General features: G+C 62.1%; 19 protein-coding genes. 16 read left to right on the top strand and 3 right to left on the bottom strand.

Going from position 1 to position 21,276, the window contains the following annotated elements:
* The first annotated feature begins 253 nt into the window (after positions 1 to 253).
* The 5 genes from WBQ96_RS08710 to WBQ96_RS08690 all read left to right on the top strand — a co-directional run bounded on the left by WBQ96_RS08710 (position 254) and on the right by WBQ96_RS08690 (position 7,732).
* Positions 254 to 1,594 carry an adenylate/guanylate cyclase domain-containing protein gene (locus WBQ96_RS08710; protein WP_165119253.1) on the top strand — a complete coding sequence of 447 codons (1,341 nt, stop codon included), beginning with the start codon at positions 254 to 256 and terminating at the stop codon, positions 1,592 to 1,594.
* 171 nt (positions 1,595 to 1,765) lie between these two features.
* Positions 1,766 to 3,658, top strand: coding sequence for an ABC transporter ATP-binding protein (locus tag WBQ96_RS08705; protein ID WP_336549220.1), 1,893 nt, complete (start codon positions 1,766 to 1,768; stop codon positions 3,656 to 3,658).
* The gene (locus tag WBQ96_RS08700) at positions 3,655 to 5,553 is read left to right on the top strand and encodes an ABC transporter substrate-binding protein (protein ID WP_336549218.1); all 1,899 of its coding nucleotides are present in this window, start codon (positions 3,655 to 3,657) and stop codon (positions 5,551 to 5,553) included. The genes WBQ96_RS08705 and WBQ96_RS08700 overlap by 4 nt, the downstream gene beginning before the upstream one ends.
* 2 nt (positions 5,554 to 5,555) lie before the next feature.
* On the top strand, positions 5,556 to 6,554 hold the full coding sequence (locus WBQ96_RS08695; protein WP_165119256.1) for an ABC transporter permease: 999 nt from the start codon (positions 5,556 to 5,558) through the stop codon (positions 6,552 to 6,554).
* Positions 6,551 to 7,732 (top strand): ABC transporter permease, encoded by a 1,182-nt coding sequence (locus tag WBQ96_RS08690; protein ID WP_165119257.1) that lies wholly within the window; start codon positions 6,551 to 6,553, stop codon positions 7,730 to 7,732. Before WBQ96_RS08695 ends, WBQ96_RS08690 begins: the two co-directional genes overlap by 4 nt.
* 6 nt (positions 7,733 to 7,738) lie before the next feature.
* On the opposite strand, the gene WBQ96_RS08685 is transcribed toward WBQ96_RS08690, so the two are convergent.
* The gene (locus tag WBQ96_RS08685) at positions 7,739 to 9,112 is read right to left on the bottom strand and encodes a UDP-glucose dehydrogenase family protein (protein WP_336549216.1); all 1,374 of its coding nucleotides are present in this window, start codon (positions 9,110 to 9,112) and stop codon (positions 7,739 to 7,741) included.
* Between the two features lie 178 nt (positions 9,113 to 9,290).
* Between WBQ96_RS08685 and WBQ96_RS08680 the strand changes: the two genes are divergently transcribed.
* Together WBQ96_RS08680 and WBQ96_RS08675 are read left to right on the top strand one after the other, a co-directional pair.
* A complete protein-coding gene (locus tag WBQ96_RS08680) occupies positions 9,291 to 10,265 on the top strand; it encodes an NAD-dependent epimerase/dehydratase family protein (protein ID WP_336549214.1) in 975 nt (324 codons plus the stop codon).
* Positions 10,262 to 10,741: a class I SAM-dependent methyltransferase gene (locus WBQ96_RS08675; protein WP_336549212.1), complete on the top strand. Its 480-nt coding sequence runs from the start codon at positions 10,262 to 10,264 to the stop codon at positions 10,739 to 10,741. Before WBQ96_RS08680 ends, WBQ96_RS08675 begins: the two co-directional genes overlap by 4 nt.
* A 6-nt stretch (positions 10,742 to 10,747) precedes the next feature.
* Here WBQ96_RS08675 and WBQ96_RS08670 read toward each other — a convergent pair whose 3' ends face one another.
* On the bottom strand, positions 10,748 to 12,163 hold the full coding sequence (locus tag WBQ96_RS08670) for an adenylate/guanylate cyclase domain-containing protein (protein ID WP_336549210.1): 1,416 nt from the start codon (positions 12,161 to 12,163) through the stop codon (positions 10,748 to 10,750).
* 201 nt (positions 12,164 to 12,364) lie between these two features.
* Between WBQ96_RS08670 and WBQ96_RS08665 the strand changes: the two genes are divergently transcribed.
* The 9 genes from WBQ96_RS08665 (at position 12,365) to WBQ96_RS08625 (ending at position 20,158) form a co-directional block, all read left to right on the top strand.
* On the top strand, positions 12,365 to 13,177 hold the full coding sequence (locus WBQ96_RS08665) for a hypothetical protein (RefSeq protein WP_336549208.1): 813 nt from the start codon (positions 12,365 to 12,367) through the stop codon (positions 13,175 to 13,177).
* An 86-nt stretch (positions 13,178 to 13,263) separates the two neighbouring features.
* Positions 13,264 to 13,788, top strand: a complete 525-nt coding sequence (locus WBQ96_RS08660; RefSeq protein WP_336549206.1) for a GNAT family N-acetyltransferase — start codon at positions 13,264 to 13,266, stop codon at positions 13,786 to 13,788.
* Between the two features lie 317 nt (positions 13,789 to 14,105).
* Positions 14,106 to 15,464: an NAD(P)H-dependent oxidoreductase gene (locus WBQ96_RS08655; RefSeq protein WP_336549205.1), complete on the top strand. Its 1,359-nt coding sequence runs from the start codon at positions 14,106 to 14,108 to the stop codon at positions 15,462 to 15,464.
* A gap of 26 nt (positions 15,465 to 15,490) precedes the next feature.
* Positions 15,491 to 15,799: a putative quinol monooxygenase gene (locus tag WBQ96_RS08650; protein WP_312857892.1), complete on the top strand. Its 309-nt coding sequence runs from the start codon at positions 15,491 to 15,493 to the stop codon at positions 15,797 to 15,799.
* Positions 15,799 to 16,701, top strand: coding sequence for an NAD(P)-dependent oxidoreductase (locus WBQ96_RS08645; protein ID WP_336549526.1), 903 nt, complete (start codon positions 15,799 to 15,801; stop codon positions 16,699 to 16,701). The genes WBQ96_RS08650 and WBQ96_RS08645 overlap by 1 nt, the downstream gene beginning before the upstream one ends.
* A gap of 33 nt (positions 16,702 to 16,734) precedes the next feature.
* Positions 16,735 to 17,733 (top strand): DctP family TRAP transporter solute-binding subunit, encoded by a 999-nt coding sequence (locus WBQ96_RS08640; protein ID WP_336549203.1) that lies wholly within the window; start codon positions 16,735 to 16,737, stop codon positions 17,731 to 17,733.
* 55 nt (positions 17,734 to 17,788) lie between these two features.
* Complete coding sequence (locus WBQ96_RS08635; RefSeq protein ID WP_336549201.1) at positions 17,789 to 18,343, top strand: TRAP transporter small permease; 555 nt, start codon at positions 17,789 to 17,791, stop codon at positions 18,341 to 18,343.
* Positions 18,340 to 19,620, top strand: a complete 1,281-nt coding sequence (locus WBQ96_RS08630) for a TRAP transporter large permease (RefSeq protein ID WP_336549199.1) — start codon at positions 18,340 to 18,342, stop codon at positions 19,618 to 19,620. Before WBQ96_RS08635 ends, WBQ96_RS08630 begins: the two co-directional genes overlap by 4 nt.
* Before the next feature lie 19 nt (positions 19,621 to 19,639).
* Positions 19,640 to 20,158 carry a gluconokinase gene (locus WBQ96_RS08625; protein ID WP_336549197.1) on the top strand — a complete coding sequence of 173 codons (519 nt, stop codon included), beginning with the start codon at positions 19,640 to 19,642 and terminating at the stop codon, positions 20,156 to 20,158.
* Between the two features lie 4 nt (positions 20,159 to 20,162).
* Here the strand turns inward: WBQ96_RS08625 and WBQ96_RS08620 are convergent, their stop codons facing one another.
* A complete protein-coding gene (locus WBQ96_RS08620; RefSeq protein ID WP_336549195.1) occupies positions 20,163 to 21,065 on the bottom strand; it encodes a LysR substrate-binding domain-containing protein in 903 nt (300 codons plus the stop codon).
* Positions 21,066 to 21,276 lie beyond the last annotated feature (211 nt).

Raw genomic sequence — 21,276 nt, 5'->3', positions numbered from 1 at the left:
TTTGTCAGCATCGAGATTGCACTCTGCCTGGCGCCTCACCACATGAAGCTCAGACGGATAGATGCGGTTTTGCCTGCGCCTTGCCTACGCAAGGACAGCCATTCGGGAAATTCTTCGCTGGCTTTGCCCCCTAGCCGGCTTCATTAACTTCGATGGTCTTATGCTTGGCTTCCACGGCCGGTCGTCGCGTCTTTTTGGATCAGAAGAAGAGGGCCTGCCTGTGAATAGTTTCGACGTGGGCTTTGGAAACAGCATGAGCACAGCGCAATCCGAAATTTCCACCATTCTCATGGACAAGGTTGCCGACTGGCTGACCCAATCGGCGCTGGCTGGCAACGATCTCGAAACATTGGTGAAGGGCTTTTGTGAGCGGCTGGCGGCTGCCGGCCTGCCGCTGGTTCGGGTGCATCTGAGTTTCTCGATGCTCCACCCGCTTTACGATGCACTCGGCTTCACCTGGCTTCGGGGGCAGGGCATGGAAGTCGAAGGCTTCCGCAAGAAGGGCGGTGGACCGAATGACAGGTTCCTGACCAGCCCGTATTATCACCTGCTCAGCAACAAGCTCGACCACCTGCGGCGTCGGATCGACCCGTCGGTACAGTCGGAGTTTCCGGTATTCGACGAGCTCAAGGTGATGGGCGTCACCGATTACATGGCTTTCGTCCATCCCTTCAGCAGCAACGCTAACCAGGGCATGATCGGGTCGTGGGCGACCGACAGTGCCGCAGGCTTCAGCGACAGCATGATTTCGGCGCTGCTGCGCATCCAGAACCATCTCGCTGTCGCCAGCAAGATGGCGGTGCTCACCAAGCTCGCCGACAACATGATGACCACCTATCTCGGCGGCGATGCCGGCAAGCGCGTGCTGAACGGCCAGATCAAACGCGGCGAGGGCGATACGATCCGCGCCGCATTGGTCATGGCCGACATGCGCGGCTCGTCCAGGCTTGCCGAGACCTCCGGCCGAGAGATCTATATCGACACGTTGAACCAGTTCTTCGACGCCATCGCAGCACCGTTCAACCGCAGCGGCGGGCAGATCATGAGCTTCATGGGCGATGGCTTCCTCGCCGTTTATCCCTGCGAAAGGCATCGCTCGCAATCCGAAATCGCCTGCCAGGCCGCGCTCGCGGCAGCGCACAAGGCCACCGCGCGCATGGCCGATCTCAATCTGCGCAGAAAGAGCGAAGGCCTGGGCGACATTAACTTCGGCATCGGCCTGCATGTCGGCAATGTGATGTTCGGCAATGTCGGGCTTACCGACCGCCTCACATTCTCTGCCTTCGGCTCGGCGGTGAACGAGGTTCAGCGCCTCCAGACCCTTACCAAGAAGTATCCGCACAGCGTTCTCGCCAGCAAGGATTTTTCCAGCTATTGCGGCGCCAATAGCTGGCTGACGCTCGGCAAGGAGGAACTGGCGGGCATCAAGCAGAAGCTGACGGTGCTTTCTCCCGACTTTTCCGAAGCGCTTTCGCTCGACGAAGATGGCGCGCTGGAGCCGATCTACGACCGTATCTCGGATGCGGAGCAGGTCATGCTGCTTCATCGCGATGCCAACCGTCTGTCGGCTGCCGATCTGAAGAAGCTGCAATAACCGCTGCTATTTGGTCCGAACGCCCTTTGGCAAGCAGTCCAGTTGCCGGTTCCGTAACGGAACCGGTGGTCGTTTCGAATCCATGTTGCTCTAAACCGGCAATGCGCTAGTCTCGCCTTTCTGGGACCTGCCGCCAACAAGGCAGGCCCTCGGAGTGGGGCCGGTGTGCGTATGAATTCGGGCGTTGATCTGCTGCGGATCGAGGATCTTGGCATCTCCTTTGCCATCGTCGGGGGACCGTTGCATGCCGTCAGGCGGGCAAATCTGCGCGTCCTGCCCGGCAAGGTCACCGCGCTTGTCGGCGAGTCCGGTTCCGGAAAATCGGTCATCAGCCAGGCCGTGATGGGCATTCTGCCAAAGACGGCCCATACACGCGGGCGTATCCTGTTTTCCGATCCTGAAAAGCCCGGCACCACGCAGGACATCCTGCAGATGCCGCGCGACGGGCCTGAAATCCGGGCGCTGAGGGGAAGCCGTATCGGCAAGATCTTTCAGGAGCCGATGACGTCGCTGTCGCCCCTGCACACGATCGGCAACCAGGTCAGCGAATCCCTGCAGATCCATACCCCGATGCCAGCGGCGGAGCGCAAGATCCGCACCGAGGAGATGCTCGGCCTCGTCGGCTTTCCCAATCCGAAACGCGCCTATGACATGTATCCCTTCGAGCTCTCGGGGGGACTGCGCCAGCGCGCCATGATCGCCATGGCGCTGATCTGCAAGCCGGCGCTACTGATCGCCGACGAGCCGACGACGGCGCTCGACGTGACCATCCAGGCGCAGATCCTGCAATTGCTGCGCGAGCTCCAGTCCAAGCTGAACATGGCGATGCTGCTGATCACGCATGATCTCGGCGTGGTCGCCAATGTCGCCGACGAGGTGGTGGTCATTTATCACGGCGAGATCATGGAGGCGGGGCCGGTCGAGGCGATATTCCGCCGGCCCGGCCATCCTTATCTGAAGGGCCTGATGGCGGCGGTCCCGCATTTCGACCTGAAGCCCGGTGAAAGACTCAAGGCGCTGCGCGAGGTGCCGGTGAATGTCGAGAGCCTGCTCGGCAAGCAGACCGCACCGGTCTCAAAGGGGGCGGACGACATCCTGCTGTCGGTCAGCGACCTGGGCAAATCCTTCACCACGCGCAAATCGGGATGGTTCGGCGGCGAGCAAAGCTCGGTCCGTGCCGTGGACGGCGTGAGTTTCGATATAAAGCGCGGCGAATGTCTCGGGCTGGTCGGCGAAAGCGGCTCCGGCAAGACGACGGTCAGCAAGATCCTCATGCGGGCCGTCACGCCGGACAGCGGCTCGGTCATCTTCAACGGACGCGACGGGCCGATCGATGTCCTGAAGGCCGAGGGAGACGCCCTGCGCACGCTGCGGGCGAAGATCCAGATGGTCTTCCAGGACCCGGTTTCGTCACTGTCACCGCGCATGACGGTGGAAAACATCCTGAGCGAGCCGCTGGAAATCCACGAGCGCGGCGATTCCGCCTCCCGTCTCGAAACGGTCAAGAGCCTGATGCAGGCAATCGGGCTCGATCCGCGCTTCATCAAACGCTATCCGCACAGCTTCTCCGGTGGCCAGCGCCAGCGCATCGGCATTGCGCGTGCGCTTGCACTGGGGCCTGAACTGCTGATTTGCGACGAACCTGTCTCGGCGCTCGACGTTTCCGTCCAGGCGCAAATCCTCAACCTTCTGAAGGATCTTCAGAAAGAGCTGGGCCTTACCTACCTGTTCATATCCCATAATCTGGCGGTGGTCGATTACATGGCCGACCGCATCGCGGTGATGTGCGGTGGCCGCATCGTCGAGCTCGCGCCGCGCGAAATCCTGCTTCGGAAGCCGATCCACCCCTATACGCGCTCGCTGGTTGCCGCCGTGCCGTTCCCCGATCTCGACAGGCCGATGGACTTCAAGACGCTGAAGATAACGGGCGCCTCGGATGCGACCGCGTGGGGGCCGCAGTTCCGCGACGAAGGCAACGACGATGTGCTGTCGCCGCTCGACCTTGGTGGCGGCCACCTCGTGCTTGCCCGGCGCACCGCTGACGTCAAGGAGCTACGCCCTTGATCACCCGGCGTATCGCCCTTGGCCTCATGGCATCGGCATTTCTGCCGGGCACGCTGCGCGCCAGCGACCTGGAACCGGAATTTCTTCAAGAGCTGCTGAAGGCCAGAGCGTTGCCGGCCCTTACTGAGCGCCTGCCGAAGACCCCGCGCGTGGTGAACATCGCAGCCATGGGCCGGCAGCCTGGCCAGTATGGCGGCACCTTGCGCACGATCATCGGCAGCCAGAAAGATATACGGCTGATGACGATCTACGGCTATGCCCGGCTGGTCGGCTACGACGAAAAACTAAACCTCCAGCCCGACATCCTCGAAAGCTTCGACGTGGCGGACGACCGCGTCTTCACCTTCAAGATCCGGGATGGGCACAAATGGTCCGACGGCAGCCTGCTGACACCGGAGGATTTTCGCTATTGCTGGGAAGATGTCTGGCTGAACGAGGAGCTTTCGCAGGGTGGTCTCGCAGCGGCCCTGGTGGCGGACGGCAAGCCGCCGCGCTTCGAGATCGTCGATCCCCTGACGGTCCGCTATAGCTGGGATGCGCCCAATCCGGATTTCCTGCCGAAGCTCGCAGCGGCCTCGCCGCTGCCGCTTGTCCTGCCGGCTGCCTATCTCAAGCAGTTCCACAAGAAATATCAGGACCCGCAAAAATTGGCTGGCCTGATGAAGGAAAACCGGGCCAAGAAGTGGACGCTGCTGCACATCCGCATGGCGCGCCAGTATCGGCCCGAGAACCCGGAGCTGCCGACGCTCGATCCCTGGCAGAACCGCACCAAGCCGCCGGCCGAACAGTTCATCTTCGACCGCAATCCCTTCTTTCACCGGATCGACGAGAATGGCCGGCAACTGCCCTATATCGACCGGTTCGTCCTGAATGTGAGTTCGTCGGCGATCATTTCCGCCAAGACCGGTGCCGGCGAGACCGACCTGCAGGCAATGGGGATAGACTTCACCGACTACACCTTCCTCAAGGACGCGGAGAAGCGCTATCCCGTAAAGGTCCATCTGTGGAAGCGTACACAGGGATCGCGGCTGGCGCTACTGCCCAACCTGAATTGCGGGGACCAGGTGTGGCGTCAGTTGCTGCGTGACGTTCGCGTGCGCCGTGCGCTTTCGCTCGCTATCGACAGGCGCGAGATCAACATGGCGGTGTTCTACGGACTGGCGCAGGAAAGCGCCGATACGGTCCTGCCGGAAAGTCCGCTCTTCCGGCCGGAATTCGCCAAAGCCTGGGTCGCTCACGATCCGGACCAGGCCAACGCCCTGCTTGACGAGGCCGGGCTCAAGACACTCGACGATGACGGCCTGCGGATACTGCCCGACGGACGCCCGGCGCAGATCATGGTCGAGACTGCCGGCGAAAGCACGCTGGAAACCGACGCGCTCGAACTCATCACCGATCACTGGCGCAAGATCGGCATCGCCCTGTTCATCCGCACCTCGCAGCGCGACATCTTCCGCAGCCGCGCGCTTGGCGGCCAGATCATGATGTCGATGTGGTCAGGCATCGACAATGGCGTGCCGACCGCCGACATGAACCCGAGCCAGCTCGCTCCCACCATCGACGACCAACTGCAATGGCCGCTGTGGGGCGCGCATTATCTGTCGCACGGCAAGCTCGGCGAAGCGCCCGATCTTCCGCCCGTGGTCGAGCTTATGGCGCTGCTCAAGCGCTGGAATGCGTCGACCGAAACCTCCGAGCGCGCCGAAATCTGGAACTCGATGCTGTCTATCTACACCGATCAGGTGTTTTCGATCGGCACCGTCAACGCCACGCTCCAACCGGTTCTGACGTCCTCGCGGCTGCGCAACCTGCCTGACAAGGCGCTCTACGGCTTCGACCCGACATCCTATTTCGGCGTCTACATGCCGGATACATTCTGGCTTGGAGACTCCTGAGCGTGCTGCGATACATAGTCTGGCGCATCGCCGTGATGGTTCCGACGCTGCTGATCATATCGGCGCTGGTGTTCACGATCATCGAGTTGCCGCCGGGCGACTATTTCGACAGCTATGTCGCCGAGCTTCGGGCCCAGGGCGAGGGGGTGGATTCCGACCGCATCGAGATGATGCGCAAGGAGTACGGTTTCGACAAGCCGCCCGTCATCCGCTACTTCTACTGGGTCGGCGGAATGCTGCAGGGCGATTTCGGCTATTCCTTCGAATACGAGCTGCCGGTCCGCGACGTCGTCGGCGACCGAATGTGGCTGACCGTGCTGGTTTCCTTCGTCACGATCATCTTCACCTGGCTCATCGCCTTTCCGATCGGCATGTACTCCGCCACGCATCAATACAGCTGGGGCGATTACGGGCTGACCTTTCTCGGCCTTCTCGGGCTCGCCATCCCGAACTTCATGCTGGCGCTCATCCTGATGTATTTCGCCAACATCTGGTTCGGCACGTCCATCGGCCATCTCATGGACCAGCAATATCTCGGCCAGCCGATGAGTTGGGACAAGGCGAAATCGATCCTCGCCCATCTCTGGATCCCGGTCCTCATCATCGGCACCGGTGGCACGGCAAGCATGATCCGGCGGCTGCGCGCCAATCTGCTGGACGAGTTGCACAAGCAATATGTCGTGACGGCGCGCGCCAAGGGCCTCAGTCCCTTCAAGACGCTGGTCAAATATCCGCTGCGCATGGCGCTGAATTTCTTCATATCCGACATCGGCTCCATCCTGCCCGCGATCATTTCCGGTGCCGAAATCACCGCGATCGTGCTGTCGCTGGAAACCACCGGCCCGATGCTGATCAAGGCGCTGCAAAGCCAGGACATGTATCTGGCCGGGTCGTTCCTGATGTTCCTCGCCTTCCTGACGGTCATCGGCGTCCTGATCTCGGATCTGGCGCTGGCGCTGCTTGATCCACGAATTCGTTTGCAGGGCGGCAGCACCAAATGAACACGCATTCGCCGCTTCCCGCTCCGGGCGCTCCGCTGCAGCATTACGTCTCGACCGCACCCTTCGACCCGCAGTCCGTCGAGGCGATGACGCCGGAGCAGGCGAAGGTCTTTCAGGCGTCGCAGTTGCGGCTGATGTGGTGGAAGTTCCGCAAGCACCGGCTCGCCGTCGTTTCGGGCGTGTTCCTTCTGGCGCTCTATCTCGTCATCATGTTCTGCGAGTTCCTTGCGCCCTACAATCTGCATACGCGCAACATGGACTTCATCTATGCGCCGCCGCAGCGCGTGCATCTGTTCCATAACGGGCAGTTCGTCGGCCCCTTCGTCTATGGCCGCCAGATGACGCTGGACATGGACACGCTCAAGCGCAACTACACCGAGAAGCAGGACGAGGTGCAGCCGATCCGCTTCTTCTGCAAGGGCGACAGCTACCGGTTCTGGGGCCTTATCGAAGGCGACAGGCACTTCGTCTGCCCCGCCGAAAACGGCCAGCTGTTTCTGGCCGGCACCGACAGGCTGGGGCGAGACGTGCTGTCGCGCATCATCTATGGCGCGCGCATTTCGCTGACCATCGGCCTCGTCGGCATCAGCTTCAGCTTTGTCCTCGGCATCGTCATCGGGGGGCTTGCCGGTTACCACGGCGGCGTCTTCGACCTGATCGTGCAGCGGATAATTGAAGTCCTGCAATCGATTCCCAGCATTCCCCTATGGCTGTCACTGGCGGCGATCATGCCGATTACGTGGAGCCCGATCCTGATCTATTTCGGCATCACCGTGATCCTCGGGCTGCTCGACTGGACCGGGCTGGCGCGTGCCGTTCGCTCAAAACTTCTTGCCTTGCGCGAAGAGGATTATGTGCTGGCAGCCCAGTTGATGGGCGCGAAAAGCAGCCGCATTATCGGGCGGCACCTCATTCCCGGCTTCATGTCGCACCTGATCGCAACGGCGACGATCTCCATACCCGGCATGATCCTGGGCGAGACGGCGCTGAGCTTTCTCGGGCTGGGGCTCAGGGCGCCGATAACCAGCTGGGGCATCCTGCTGACAGAGGCGCGCAGCGTCAGCGTAATTGCTTTCTATCCTTGGCTGCTCCTGCCGATGGTGCCGGTAGTCCTCGTCATCCTGGCGTTCAACTTCCTCGGCGACGGCTTGCGGGATGCGGCCGACCCCTACAAGTGAGGCCCGCTACTCCGCCGCGCGCCGGGCCGAAGATTCCGCGCCGTTCAGCCTGACGGAGTCGCCACGCCCGATGGCGTAGTAGAGCAGGCCGTGCTTGCGCAACTGCGCCGGGTCGTAGAGATTGCGGCCGTCGACGATCACCGGGTTGAGCAGGTTTGCCTTCAGCCAGCCGAAATCGGCGACACGGAACTGCTTCCATTCCGTGCAGATCACCAGCGCATCCGCGCCCTTTGCCGCGTCCTGCGGGCTTGCCGCAAGAACCAGGTCGGGCCGCTCGCCGTAATGGCGGCGGGCCTCCTTCATGGCTTCCGGATCATAGGCCCGAACCTTCGCGCCAGCGGCCCACAGCGCTTCCATCAGGACCCGGCTCGGCGCTTCGCGCATATCATCGGTGTTCGGCTTGAAGGCCAGCCCCCACAGCGCGATCGTCCGGCCCTGCAAATCGCCATCGAAGGCCTGCGACAGTTTTTCGAACAGAACATGCTTCTGCGTGTCGTTCACACGCTCGACCGCTTCCAGCAGATTTGCCGCGAAGCCGCTGGAGCGTGCCGTTCTGGCGAGCGCGCGTACGTCCTTGGGAAAACATGAACCGCCATAGCCGCAGCCGGGGTAGATGAACTGGTAGCCGATGCGCGGATCGGAACCGATGCCGTGGCGCACTTCCTCGATGTCGGCGCCGAGCCGTTCGGCGATGTTGGCCATCTCGTTCATGAAGCTGATCTTCGTCGCCAGCATCGCGTTGGCGGCATATTTCGTCAGCTCCGCCGAGCGCACATCCATGCTCATCAGCTTGTCGTGGTTGCGGTTGTAGGGGGCGTAGCAGTCGTGCAGCGTCTTCAGGACGGCTTCCGAATTCGTGCCGATGATGATGCGGGCAGGGCGTGTGAAATCCTCGATCGCACTGCCTTCCTTCAGGAACTCCGGGTTGGAGCAGACGTCGAAGGGATGATCCACGCCCCGCGCCTTCAAGGTGCTGGCAATGACGTCCGAAACCATGTCCGCTGTTCCGACCGGAACTGTCGACTTGCCGACGACGATCTTGTGGCCGTCGATATGTTCGCCGATCGTCCTGGCAACAGCCAGCACATGGCTGAGATCGGCGGAGCCATCGCCATTCGGCGGGGTTCCAACGGCGATGAAGATCAGTTCGGCAAATTTGATGCCCGCCGGCGCGTCGGTCGAAAACCGCAGCCGCCCGTTCTGGGCATTGCGGGTGACCATTTCCTTGAGGCCGGGCTCGAAGATCGGCACCTGGCCCTGATTCAGAAGGGCGATCCTATCCTCATCGATATCGATGCAAAGGACATCGTGGCCGACATCGGCAAAGCAGGCAGCGGTGACCAGACCGACATAGCCGGTCCCGAAAATGCTCAGTTTCATGAGTTCGTCCCTTGAACATGGGGCACCTTGGCCCGCCAAAGGCCGCCATGATCATCGGCGGCTGCCCGTTCGGTTATTGCAATGTTCATCGTTCGCTTCTATCCGGTCGGTCCAGCAAGTGTCGATCGGGGGTTTAACACATCGCCATGACAAAATATGACGAGATTCGGGCGTCGCGATGAAGGTACTTTTGACGGGTGCGGCGGGGTTCGTCGGCTATCACGCCGCCCGGCGTTTTCTCGACCGGGGCGATGAGGTTCTCGGGCTCGATAATCTCAACGACTACTATGCCGTCAAGCTCAAGCAGGACAGGCTTCAACAGATTGAATCCCATAAGGGATTTCGCTTCCGGGAGATCGATGTCGCCCGGCGCGACCTTGGCGAAGCGATCGGGCCGGAAGGCGCAGATGTCGACGTGATCGTCCATCTCGCCGCACAGGCCGGCGTCCGCTATTCCGTGACAAACCCTTACGCCTATGTCGATGCCAATGTGACGGGGCAGGTAGCGCTTTTCGAACTGGCGGGACAGCTGCCGAAGCGCCCGCCGATCGTCTATGCCAGCTCATCCTCCGTCTACGGCGCCAATGACAAGGTGCCGTTCGCGGAAGGAGACCGCACCGACAGTCCGGTTTCCATCTATGCTGCGACCAAAAAGGCAGGCGAGTTGCTGGCGCATGTTTATGCCGACATGCACGGCATCCATTCCACAGGTCTGCGCCTGTTCACGGTCTATGGCCGCTATGGCCGTCCAGACATGGCGCCGTGGCTGTTCACCGACGCGATTCTGCAGGGAAAACCAATTTCCGTCTTCAACAATGGCGAGATGCAGCGCGACTTCACCCATGTCAGCGACATCGTCGCCGGCATCGTCGCCGCGGCGGACCGCATCGTCGCCAAGCCCGATGAGACAGCGCCGGTCTACAATCTCGGCAACAATGCGCCGGTGAAATTGCTCGACTTCATCGCCTCGATCGAAAAGGCTGCCGGGCGCGAGGCGATCATGGAGATGAAGCCGAAGCCCGCCGGCGACGTGCTGCGGACATTTGCCGACATTACGCTGGCCGAACGCGACCTTGGTTTCCAACCGAAAACCACGCTGGAAGACGGGATGGCCGATTTCGTCGACTGGTTCAGGACATATAACCGCTCATGAGCCGTCTCGACAGTTTCATCCGCCGAATGACCGCACAGCGCGACATTCTCAACCATGTCTGTATCGAAGTGGCAAAGATGGAGGGGCCGGTGGTGGAGCTCGGCCTCGGCAATGGCCGGACCTTCAATCATCTGCGCGAGCGCCTGCCCGGACGCCGGATCGTGGCCTTCGACCGCAAGCTTGCCGCACACGCCAGCTCCATTCCCGATGCCGATAACCTCGTGCTCGGCGAAATTCGCGAGACGGCGAGCACTTTCGTCGGCATCGAAGCAGCGCTCGTCCATGCCGATATCGGCACCGGTTATGAAGACCGCGATGCGGTGACCCTTACCTGGCTTCCCGATCTTTCCGCGCGCCTGCTTCGCGTCGGCGGCATTGCGGTCAGCGGCCTGCCGCTCAAGCATCCGCAATTGCAGCAGCTTCCGCCGCCGCCTTCGGTGCCGGCCGATCGTTATTTCATCTATCGGCGTGTGTAGCGGTCGTCACGGGATCGTATAGACCGCGATCTCCCGCTCGATGCCCCGCAACGAGACGCCATGCGGCACGGGCGTCAGCGCGTTCCTGTGCAGCAGGTCGGCGGTGGGGCCGTCGTCGACCACCGAGCCGGTGACGAAGATCGCCTGTGCGTTGGCAAGATTCTGGACGCGCGAGGCGATGTTGACCGTCTGGCCGAAATAATCCTGCCGTTCGTTCATCGACACGGCGATGCACGGCCCGGCATGGACGCCGATCTTGAGCAGCAGGTCCTCGCGTCCACTCTTGTCGTTCAGCGCCCGCATGGCATCGCGCATCCTCAGCGCCGCCGCGATCGCCCGGTCCGGCGTCGGGAAGGTCGCCATCACCGCGTCGCCGATCGTCTTCACCACAGCACCTGCTTCCGCCGCCACGATCTCCTGCAAAACCTGAAAATGCGCGCGCACCATATCGAACGCGGAAAGGTCGCCGACCCGCTCATAGAGTTCGGTAGATCCGCGCAGGTCGGTGAACAGGAATGTCAGGCTGGTGATCTTGAGGCGTTGGTCGACGTCGAGCGTGTCGGTCCGGTAAAGGTCGCGGAAGGTCTGGTTGGAGAGCAGGCGCTTGGCCGTAAGGAACGGCCGCCGCTTGCCCAGCAAGCAGTGCAGCTCGTTGCCGGCAACGCAGACCGTCGGCAGGACGCGCGTGTCCGTGCGGTTCTCGAGCGCGATGCGCAGCGGTCCCGGCTGCATCTCCAGCATTTGGCTCTGGATATGGTCGCGGTCGAAGACCAGGGACAGGTTCCGGCGTTCCTTTGTCGGCTCGCCCTTCACATCGATGAACTGTGCCGAATGCGTGACCGGTTCAAAGATGATGACGAACTCGGCGGGAAGCTGGATGGACAGCACGCCCTTCTCGCCCGGCTCCAGCTCGACGTCCTCCAGCGCGAAGCTGGCCATGGCCTCCTCGAAATTCTCCTCGGGCAGGTCGACGCCGGACGCCCAGTAGATCTGGCGGAAATACTCCGTCACCGACAATTGCTCGGGATTGTGCGCGGCGATCCGGCGAACCCTCGGGCTGACGGTAAACGTCACTTCCACCATCTCGTCGAGCGTCGGCGCATAGCCTTCCGAGCACAGCGCGCAGGTGTATTCCTCCTTGCGCACGGTTTTCAGCGTGGCGTTGCTGTCGAGCACGCCGCCGCAGCCGGGGCACAGCACGTTCCAGGAAATATCGAAGACGCCCACCCGCGCCGCATGGAGAAAGGCGCCGATAACCCGCTCCTCGTCGAGGCCATGCCTGGCCGCGAAGGCCGGTGCATTGATACGGCAAAGCGCCCGATCCTCGCCCTCGGCGACGGTTTTCTTGATCGCGTCGATCGCCTGCGGATCGACATCGCTCGATTGCCGCAGAAGTGAGAACAGGTCTTGAACTTCATTCATCATAGCGGCTCCGGATAATGCGCCCCCGGAACGTTGTCAGACCGATGCTCCGGTCACGGTCCTCTATTTTACTGCGAATCGGTCCATCCGGCCATTCGAATAGATGAGCCTGCTGACAGCCGAATTTGTATTCGGTGCATTTCCAGCAGGCGCAGGTGGTTCTATGCTGGCAGCGGGGCATAAATCATTGGGAATTTTCCCATGCAGACATCCGACAACCCGCCATTTCCCGCGGCCCTGCGCCTTTTCTCGGCAGCCGTCATCATCGTCCTGATCGTCGGCGCCGGCCTGTTTTTCGCGCCTGCGCTGGTCAAGGCTCGCTGGCCATGGGCCGTCACCCCGTTCAACGCCCGTTTCCTTGGCGGTTTCTACACCACCGAAATGGTGGTGATGGCCGCACTGCTGGTCTGGAACCGCTGGTCGCCCGGCAGGCTCGTGCTTGTCATGGCCTTCATCTTCACCGTCATCGTCTCGGTCGCTTCATTCATCAACCTCGGCTATTTCGATTTCGCGCGCAAAGCGCCCTGGCTCTGGTTTGTCGTCTATCTGGCCTCGGTTGCTGTTTCAGGCTGGTTCCTGTGGCGGTCCAGAGCACGTCCTTCGGCCAAGGGGTTGACCTTGAACCCGGCATGGCGCGGCTACATGCAGCTGGAATCGGCGATCCTTGGGCTCTATGGCGTCGGCTTGTTGCTGTTTCCTCTGACATTCAGCAGCTTCTGGCCATGGCCGATCGACGCTTTCCACGCGCAGGTCTACAGCGCCATCTTCCTCGCTGGCGCGGGTGGCATTTATCTCGTCTGGAGAAGCGCCCCGCGCGAGGAGCTGCTGGTGCTCGGCCTGGCGCAGCTCCTGATCGGCCTGTTTGCCATCGTCGGCCTCGCCGTCACCGACGCTGCCGTGCATAAGATAAACTGGTCCGCGACGGGAACATCGTGCTGGCTCGCCCTGTTCGGCTGGATCGGCATCAGCGGTGTTTTCAAACTCTACACAGCTTCCCGGCACAGCCCGCAATAGGCATCATAGATCGTCAAGGCGGCTGGATTTTGCGGCAATGTCCTGCGCATTGTGAAAACCGGATTTTTGCCAGCCACCGGGACGCCATGACCACCGCGACATCTCCATCTTCCGAAAAAGTGCAGCCGCAGCTTCGTGCCGTCCGGCCAAGCGATGCCGAAGCGCTTTGCGCCATCTTCAACATGCCCGGCTTTCGCTGGGGCACGCTCAGGATGCCGTTCGAGATGGTCGAGCAGGTCGAGCGGCGCATCGCCAAGTCCGGTCAGGAGACGACGTGGATCGTCGCCGAGGTGGATGGCAAGGTCGTCGGCGATGGCCGTCTCATCGCGCAAAGCTCGCCGCGCCGTTCGCATATCGGCGAGATCAATATCGGTCTCGACGATGCCTTTGTCGGCAAGGGCATCGGCTCGGCGATACTGGGGGCGCTGCTCGATGTTGCCGACAACTGGCGCGCTCTGAAGCGGGTGGAACTGACCGTCTATGCCGACAACGAACCGGCCATCCGGCTCTACACGCGCCACGGCTTCGAGGTCGAGGGCCGGCATGTGAAGGCCGGCTTCACCGATGGAGAGTATCACGACCTCCTGGCGATGGCCCGGCTGCGGTTCTGAAAGCCGCAATTCGACCATAACTGTTTAGCTAAGCTAACAGTTCGTCCTGAGTTTCTAAATTGTGCTAATTTGGTGATCCTCTTAGGGTCCATCCATAAGCAGCGCTTGAAAAGCTGCCTGCGCAGGCGATCCGGCAATCGCATGTGCGGAGGAAACAGAGCCGGCAAGCATCAGTCCAGATAGCGGGCAGCGTCTTTAGACGCCGGGCCCGGCATGAAAGTCGTGACCTGAACGGCAAGCGGCGCGGTGCCCGTTTGCCGGAGCGTTGAAACGCGCCCGCAACCGACCATCAACTCAATCCTCCCAAGGACCAGACCATGAATCTTTCGACCTTGCTCCAAGCCCGCGCCGCCAAAGGCCGGCCCGTCCGCGTCGGCCTGATCGGCGCCGGCAAATTCGGCTCGATGGTGCTCGCCCAGGCGCAGCGCATCGAAGGCTTTCACATGGTCGCCGTGGCCGACCTTAATGTCGGCAAGGCGCGGGAATCGTTTGATCGCGTCGGCTGGCCGAAGGAGCGCTACTCCGCCACCAGCGCCGCGGACGCGGTGAAGAACGGCACCACCTTCGTCACCGACGACGTCAATGCGCTATTTGCCTGCGGCGAGATCGAATGCGTCATCGAGGCCACCGGCCATCCGATTGCCGGCGCCCGCCATGCCCTCAGTGCCATCGAACACAACAAGCATGTCGTCATGGTCAATGTCGAAGCCGACGTCATGGTCGGGCCGATCCTGGCCGAGAAGGCCCGCGCCAAAGGTCTGGTCTATTCGATGGCCTATGGCGACCAGCCGGCGCTGATCTGCGAACTGGTCGACTGGGCGCGTGCTTCCGGCTTCGAGGTGACCGCCGCAGGCAAGGGCATGAATTTCGAGCCGCGCTATCGCTATTCGACGCCGGACACCGTGTGGGGCTTCTTCGGCTGGACCGAGGAGGAGGTCGCCAAGGGCGACTTCAATCCGAAAATGTACAACTCCTTCACCGACGGCACCAAGGCGGCCATCGAGATGGCGGCGGTCGCCAACGGCACCGGTCTCGACTGCCCGGATGACGGCCTCGCCTTCCCGCCTTCGGGCCTGCACGATCTGGCAAAAGTGTTCCGCCCGGCTGCCGATGGCGGGCGCATGGCCCGCTCGGGTCTGGTCGACATCGCCGCCAGCCAGGAGCCGGACGGCCGCGAGGTGTTCAACAACATACGCTACGGCGTCTTCGTCACCTTCAAGGCGCACAATGAATATGCCCGCGCCTGCTTCAAGCAGTATGGCCTGCTGACCGACCCGTCCGGCTGGTATGCCTCGATGTGGCGTCCGTTCCACATCATCGGCCTGGAAACCTCCGTCAGCGTGCTTTCGGCGGTTCTGCGCGGCGAAGCCACCGGTACGTCCAAGGAATTCCGCGGCGATGCCGTCGCCACCGCCAAGAAGGACATGCAGCCGGGCGAAATGCTCGACGGCGAGGGCGGTTTTGCCGTATGGGCCAATGCCATACCGGCGACCCGCAGCCTCGATCTGCGCGCCCTGCCGATCGGCCTGGCCCACAATGTGAAGCTCAAGCGGCCGATCAAGAAGGATCAGATCGTCAGCTTCGACGATGTCGAACTGGTCAACGATCTCGACGTCGTCAAGCTTCGCCGGGACATGGAAGACAGCTTCCGTCCCGGCAAGAGCGTCGCGGCCTGAGGCGGCAAGATCGGGGAGGATCGAAAGTGAATACGGCAAAGGCATTCGTCGTCATCGCGGAATTCCGGGTGAAGCCTGGAAAGATGGATGCCTTTCTCGAGGCGGCCCTCGACGATGCGCGCCATTCGGTGGCCGATGAGCCCGGATGCCGTCAGTTCGACGTCATCCGGCCGGAGGGCTCCGACGATACGGTCGTCTTCTACGAGGTCTATGACAGCCGCGCCGATTTCGATGCCCATCTGGAAACGCCGCATCTGGGCCGGTTCCGTGACGCCTTTCCACCACTGATCGTGGTGGAGCTTCCGCCGCGCTTTTCCGAACGGCAGCATCCATGATGCAAACCGGACGCAGGATCGGCTTCGTCGGCACCGGCATCATGGGTGGGCACATGGCGCGCCGGTTGGCCGAGGCCGGTTTCACTGTCACGGCCTGGAACCGCACGGCGCAAAAGGCCGAGGCCCTGAAGGGGCAGGGCGTTTTGATCGGTGCCTCGGCCACCGACACAGCGCGGGATGCCGATGCCGTCATCTGCATGCTGAGTTCCGGCCCGGTCTGCGATGAGGTTCTGCTGGGGCAGGGCGGTGTCATCGCGGCGATGAAGCCGGGCGCGACGCTTATCGTCATGAGCTCCATTCCCGTCGAAACCGCACAGGCTCAGGCAGTTGCTGCCGCGGAGCGCAACGTCCGCTACATCGACGCACCGGTTTCCGGCGGTGAGAAGGGCGCGCGCGAAGGCACGCTCGCCATCATGGCCGGCGGCGATGCGGAAACAGTGGAAGCAATGCGCCCCGTTTTTGCACCGCTTGGGCGTGTCACCCATGTCGGCCCGGTTGGAACCGGCGAACTCACCAAGCTCGCCAACCAGTTGATCGTCGCGTCGAACATCTGCGCTGTCGCCGAAGCACTCACCCTGGCCAAACGTGGCGGCGCCGACCCGGCCCGTGTGCGCGAGGCACTGCTCGGCGGATTTGCCGATTCCACCGTGCTGAAGCAGCACGCGCTGCGCATGGTCAAGGGCGATTTCCAGCCGGGCGGCCCTGCCAAATATCAGGTCAAGGACACGTCGACCGCACTCTCCCTTGCCCGCGCGCATGGGTTGACATTGCCTGTGGCGGAGAATGTCGACCGCCTCTTCCAGGCGATGGTGGACAATGGCGATGGCGACCTCGACCACAGCGCCGTCATCCTGGAACTGGAACGCATAAATTCCGGCGGAGGCACTAACCCGAGCCAATAGAGATATCTGAGGACTACAGTGGAGGAGAATAAAATGAAGCATCTTTCGATCCGCGGCCTGCTGACGGCAGCCGCAATGTTCGTCGCAACCGCAGCTCACGCCGGCGCGACGCTGACGCTGTCTACGCCCGATCCCGACGGTTCGGAGATCACGGTTGCGGCAAACAAATTTGCCGAACTGGTCGCCGCCAAAACCAATGGCGAGGTCACGGTGAAAGTATTCCCAAACGGAACGCTCTATGGCGGCGATCCATCGGCTGCGGTGAAGCAGCTGGCCGGCGGTTCGCTCGACATGCTGGTTCTGGCGACGTCGCTCTACGCCAATTTCAACCCGAAATTCTCGGCCATCTCGATCCCCTACCTGTTCGATGACGAAGCACAGCTTCGCACCTATCTGGCCGGCGAGCAGGGCCAGGAGCTGATTTCCGATCTCAACAACATCGGCATCAAGGGCATCAATTTGTGGACGCGCCCCTTCCGCCAGATGACCAATTCGCGCCATGCGATCGAGAAGCCGGCCGATCTCGCCGGCATGAAGTTCCGCGTGCCCAACAATCCGCTCTGGGTCGAGTTCTTCAAGAAGCTTGGCGCCGCACCGACGCCGATGGCTTTCGCCGAAGTCTACAACGCCTTGCAGTTGAAGGTAGTCGACGGTCAGGAAAACCCGATCAACGTGCCGGTCAGCGCCAAGTTCTACGAGGTGCAGAAATACGTCTCGATCACCAACCACATGGCTGATGGCTGGGTGCTCGGCATCAACCCGGCCAAGTATGATGCGCTGAGCGACGCAGAAAAGGCCGCCCTCACCGAGGCCGCCAAGGAAGCCGAAGCCTGGAAGGTCGAGAACGATGCGGCAACGGCTGAGTCCTCGATCGCCGAACTCGAAAAGCACGGCATGCAGACCAACCGCCTGACGCCCGAGCAGCAGCAGGCCTTCGTCGCCGTGTCCAAAGAATTGTTCCCGGTCTTCGCCGGCCTCGTCAAGGACCAGGCCTTCTTCGACAAGACGGTCGCGGCCGTCGGCAAGCAGTAGTAAACCCGGTTGATCGGACCTGCCATCAGGCGGGTCCGGAAAGGGAGGAGGCGTCATGGCCCGCAACACATCCACTTTCGGCAAGATCGTCACGCTGTTGACCGACGTGGCCGCCGGCATTGCCGTCTTCGGCGTTCTCGTCGTCGTGCTTCTGCAGGTGTCGAGCCGCCTCCTCGGCGTGCCGGTCTCCTGGACCGAGGAGGCCACGCGCTATCTCTTCGTCTGGATGATCTTTCTCGGCCTCTCCGCCGGTTTCCGTACCGTCGAGACCGCGCGCGTTACAGTGTTCATCGGTGCGGTGCCCGGCCTGTTCCGGCGATTGGCGGTGCCGATCTATGTCGTTTCCTCCGTCCTGTTTTTCATCCTCATGGGCTGGACCGGCATCACGCTGGTCAAGCAGCAGCTGATGATGAACGAGACTGCGGCAACCCTCGCCATTCCCATGTGGGTCATCGGCATCATCATGCCCGTCTCGGCGGTGCTCGCCATCCTTGCCATCATCGAATCGCTGCGCACCCGGCGTGACCTGATCGCCTTGCCTGAAGATGCGTTCCCGGCAATCCGAACCGAAGACGCCGACGTCGTCACCAATGCAGGAAAGCCGTCATGAGCATCGCACTCCTCGTCATCTTCCTGCTTCTTTCCGCGCTTGGCGTTCCGCTCGCCGTGGCGCTTGGCCTCGCCAGCGTCGCCGCCATGCTGATGTTCACCTCGACGCCGATCGACCTCCTGTCGCAGAGCATGTTCTCGGCGATGAACTCCTTCCTCCTTGTCGCCGTGCCGCTGTTCATCCTCGTCGGCGTACTCATGGAACGCGGCCGCGTTGCCGAAAAGCTGTTCGACTTCGCCGGCGCCATGGTCGGGTGGATGCCGGGCGGCCTTGGCCACGTCAACGTCGTCTCCTCCGTCATCTTCGGCGGCGTCTCGGGCTCGTCGGTCGCCGACATCGCCTCCATCGGCGCCATCGAGATCAAGGCCATGGAGCGCCACGGCTTTCCCAAGGGCTATGCCGTCGGCATGACGCTGTGCACCTCGACGCTGTCGTCCATCATCCCGCCATCGATCCTCGTCGTCATCGCCGGTTCTATCGCCAATGTCTCGATCGGCACGTTGCTGGTGGCAGGGCTGATCCCCGGCCTGTTCATCGCCTTCATGTTCATGGTGTTCAACCATTTCTACGCCGTGCGCCATGGCTACAACCCGCCGACGCCGTTCAACCTGCGTCTCGTGATCACCACCGGCCTTGCCGCCATCCTGCCGATGCTGACACCGGTCATCCTGCTCATCGGCATCGTCGACGGCTATTTCACGCCGACCGAGGCCGCCGCGATCGCCGTGCTCTACACGCTGTTCCTGGCCGTGGTGCTCTACCGCACGATACCGCTAAGGGAATTGCCCGGCATCTTCATGGAAACGGCGCGTGTCTCCGGCACCATCCTGTTCATCGCCGCCACCGCCAAGCTCGGCGCATGGGTCTTCACCTATGACGGCCTGCCGGCGCAGGTCGCGACCTTCCTCAGCCATATCAGCAACGGACCGACCACTACGCTGGTGCTGATCTTTCTGTTCCTGATCGTCGTCGGCATGTTCATGGACGCGATTGCCGCGATGTTCATCCTCATTCCGGTGCTGATGCCGCCGGCCGTCTCGATGGGGGTGGATCCCATGCATTTCCTCATCGTCATGGTCATCACGTTGACCCTCGGCCTTGTCACGCCGCCGGTAGGTGTCTGCCTCTTCGCAGTAGCGCAGGTGGCAAAAATGTCGATCGAGGACGTCATCAAGGGTTCGCTTGCTCCGATGTCGGTGCTGGTCGCAGCTATCCTGGCGCTGGTGCTGTTTCCCGTGCTGACGCTCGGGCCGATCCGCTTGCTCGGGCTTTACTAGACCGGCTATGACCATCGGCATGAAGAACGCAGTTGCCGCCAGATCGGATTTCCTCGTCGTCATGGGCATAGCCGGCACCGGCAAGACGGAAATCGCCAGCCGTCTTGCCGAAGCCCTTGCCTGCCAATGGATCGAGGCCGACAGGCTGCACAGTGCCCAAAATGTCGAGCGCATGCGGCAGGGCATCGGCCTCACCGACGAGCAGCGCTGGCCGTGGCTCGCTGCCATCTGCGATGCCGCCCTTGCAGAGCCGGACCGCCCGGTGGTCATCGCCTGCTCGGCGCTGCGGCTTCGTTATCGCGACTTCATGCGCGACAGGCTCGGCCCCGTCCGGTTCCTGTTTCTCGACGGCCCTGCCGACCTGATCGAGCAGAGACTTGGCGCGCGCAAGAGCCACTTCGCAACCACCACGCTGCTGGCGAGCCAGCTTGCGACGCTGGAGCCGCCCACAGACGATGAGGCGCCGATCCGCCTCGATATTGCGCTGACGCCGGGCGAGATCGTTGCGCAGGCCGTGGCTGTCTTGCGCGCCGGGTAGGTACTCACGCAGCTGGCAGGTTCCGCGCCTGCCAGGCGCTGCCCTCGCTGCGCAGCCAATCGAGGAAAAGCCGCACCTTCTTCTGCCGCAGATGGTCGCGCGGACAGACGATCCACTGCGTGATCAGCCGCACCTGTGGCGGTGTCCTGACAGGACAGACCAGCCGCCCGCTTGCCAACTCGCTTTCCATCATCAGCGTGCTTTCCAGCGCTATGCCCATGCCGTCCACAGCCGCGTCGATCGCCATATGGCTGCGGTCGAACAGCACGCGGCGCCAGCGCTCCCTTGGGTCCACGCCGGCGAGTGAAAGCCAGCGTCCCCACTGCGCCTGCGACTTCACCGAATGGATCAGGCGGTGACCCGGCAGGTCGGCCGCCTCGATGCTGCCCGCTGGCGCATAATGCGGCGCGCAGGCCGGCAGAAACTCCTCCTCCGCCACACCTTCGACGAACAGGCCGGGCCAGCGGCCGTCGCCATGGCGGATCTCGACATCGACCAGTTCGCGGTTGAAGTCGGTCGGCTCGTTTGTGCCGTCGAGCCGCATCTCCAGATCAGGATGGTTGTCGAGGAACGAGCCGAGGCGCGGCAGCAGCCATTTGGCCGAAAATGTCGGCGTGGCGCGCACGGTCAGCGCAGTGATCGAGCGATAGCCGCGAATGGTGTTCGTCGCCTCGGCGATGCCCTCGATCTCGTCGGTGATGGTGGCAAAGTAGCGCTCGCCCGCCTCCGTCAGCACGATGCCGCGACCCATCCTGGTCATCAGTGTCACGCCAAGCTGCACCTCCAGCGCCTGTATCTGCTGGCTGACCGCCGACGGCGTGACGCTCAGTTCCTCCGCCGCCTTGGAAATACTGCCGGCGCGTGCTGCGGTGTGGAACACCCAGATCGCTCTGATCGGTATCTGCATGATTGAACCATTTAGCCTGACTAACGTTTTTTCGACGATAGCGGATTTTCGCTAAGGTGACAGCGGAAGGTTTCGTGCCGCTGTTGAGGTCGGGACCAGTAGCAACCGTTGTGAGGTTCTCAAGCTCTCGTCCCCATTGACGATTGGCGAAGGCAGAACATGCAGTTCGTCGACCTTGTCGATTAGCGGTGACAACCATGGATGAAGTTGG

Origin of the sequence: Mesorhizobium sp. CCNWLY176, from assembly GCF_037153935.1 — a bacterium.
In the GTDB taxonomy this organism is placed as follows: Bacteria; Pseudomonadota; Alphaproteobacteria; order Rhizobiales; family Rhizobiaceae; genus Mesorhizobium_M; species Mesorhizobium_M zhangyense.
This window is presented reverse-complemented; position numbering and strand designations above follow the sequence as displayed.

Bases quoted from the DNA above. Each gene is read 5' to 3' on its own strand.
- WBQ96_RS08710 (WP_165119253.1), top strand. From the start codon at position 254: ATGAGCACAGCGCAATCCGAAATTTCCACCATTCTCATGGACAAGGTT.
- WBQ96_RS08705 (WP_336549220.1), top strand. From the start codon at position 1,766: ATGAATTCGGGCGTTGATCTGCTGCGGATCGAGGATCTTGGCATCTCC.
- WBQ96_RS08690 (WP_165119257.1), top strand. From the start codon at position 6,551: ATGAACACGCATTCGCCGCTTCCCGCTCCGGGCGCTCCGCTGCAGCAT.
- WBQ96_RS08685 (WP_336549216.1), bottom strand. From the start codon at position 9,112: ATGAAACTGAGCATTTTCGGGACCGGCTATGTCGGTCTGGTCACCGCT.
- WBQ96_RS08680 (WP_336549214.1), top strand. From the start codon at position 9,291: ATGAAGGTACTTTTGACGGGTGCGGCGGGGTTCGTCGGCTATCACGCC.
- WBQ96_RS08675 (WP_336549212.1), top strand. From the start codon at position 10,262: ATGAGCCGTCTCGACAGTTTCATCCGCCGAATGACCGCACAGCGCGAC.
- WBQ96_RS08670 (WP_336549210.1), bottom strand. From the start codon at position 12,163: ATGAATGAAGTTCAAGACCTGTTCTCACTTCTGCGGCAATCGAGCGAT.
- WBQ96_RS08665 (WP_336549208.1), top strand. From the start codon at position 12,365: ATGCAGACATCCGACAACCCGCCATTTCCCGCGGCCCTGCGCCTTTTC.
- WBQ96_RS08660 (WP_336549206.1), top strand. From the start codon at position 13,264: ATGACCACCGCGACATCTCCATCTTCCGAAAAAGTGCAGCCGCAGCTT.
- WBQ96_RS08655 (WP_336549205.1), top strand. From the start codon at position 14,106: ATGAATCTTTCGACCTTGCTCCAAGCCCGCGCCGCCAAAGGCCGGCCC.
- WBQ96_RS08645 (WP_336549526.1), top strand. From the start codon at position 15,799: ATGCAAACCGGACGCAGGATCGGCTTCGTCGGCACCGGCATCATGGGT.
- WBQ96_RS08640 (WP_336549203.1), top strand. From the start codon at position 16,735: ATGAAGCATCTTTCGATCCGCGGCCTGCTGACGGCAGCCGCAATGTTC.
- WBQ96_RS08635 (WP_336549201.1), top strand. From the start codon at position 17,789: ATGGCCCGCAACACATCCACTTTCGGCAAGATCGTCACGCTGTTGACC.
- WBQ96_RS08630 (WP_336549199.1), top strand. From the start codon at position 18,340: ATGAGCATCGCACTCCTCGTCATCTTCCTGCTTCTTTCCGCGCTTGGC.
- WBQ96_RS08625 (WP_336549197.1), top strand. From the start codon at position 19,640: ATGAAGAACGCAGTTGCCGCCAGATCGGATTTCCTCGTCGTCATGGGC.
- WBQ96_RS08620 (WP_336549195.1), bottom strand. From the start codon at position 21,065: ATGCAGATACCGATCAGAGCGATCTGGGTGTTCCACACCGCAGCACGC.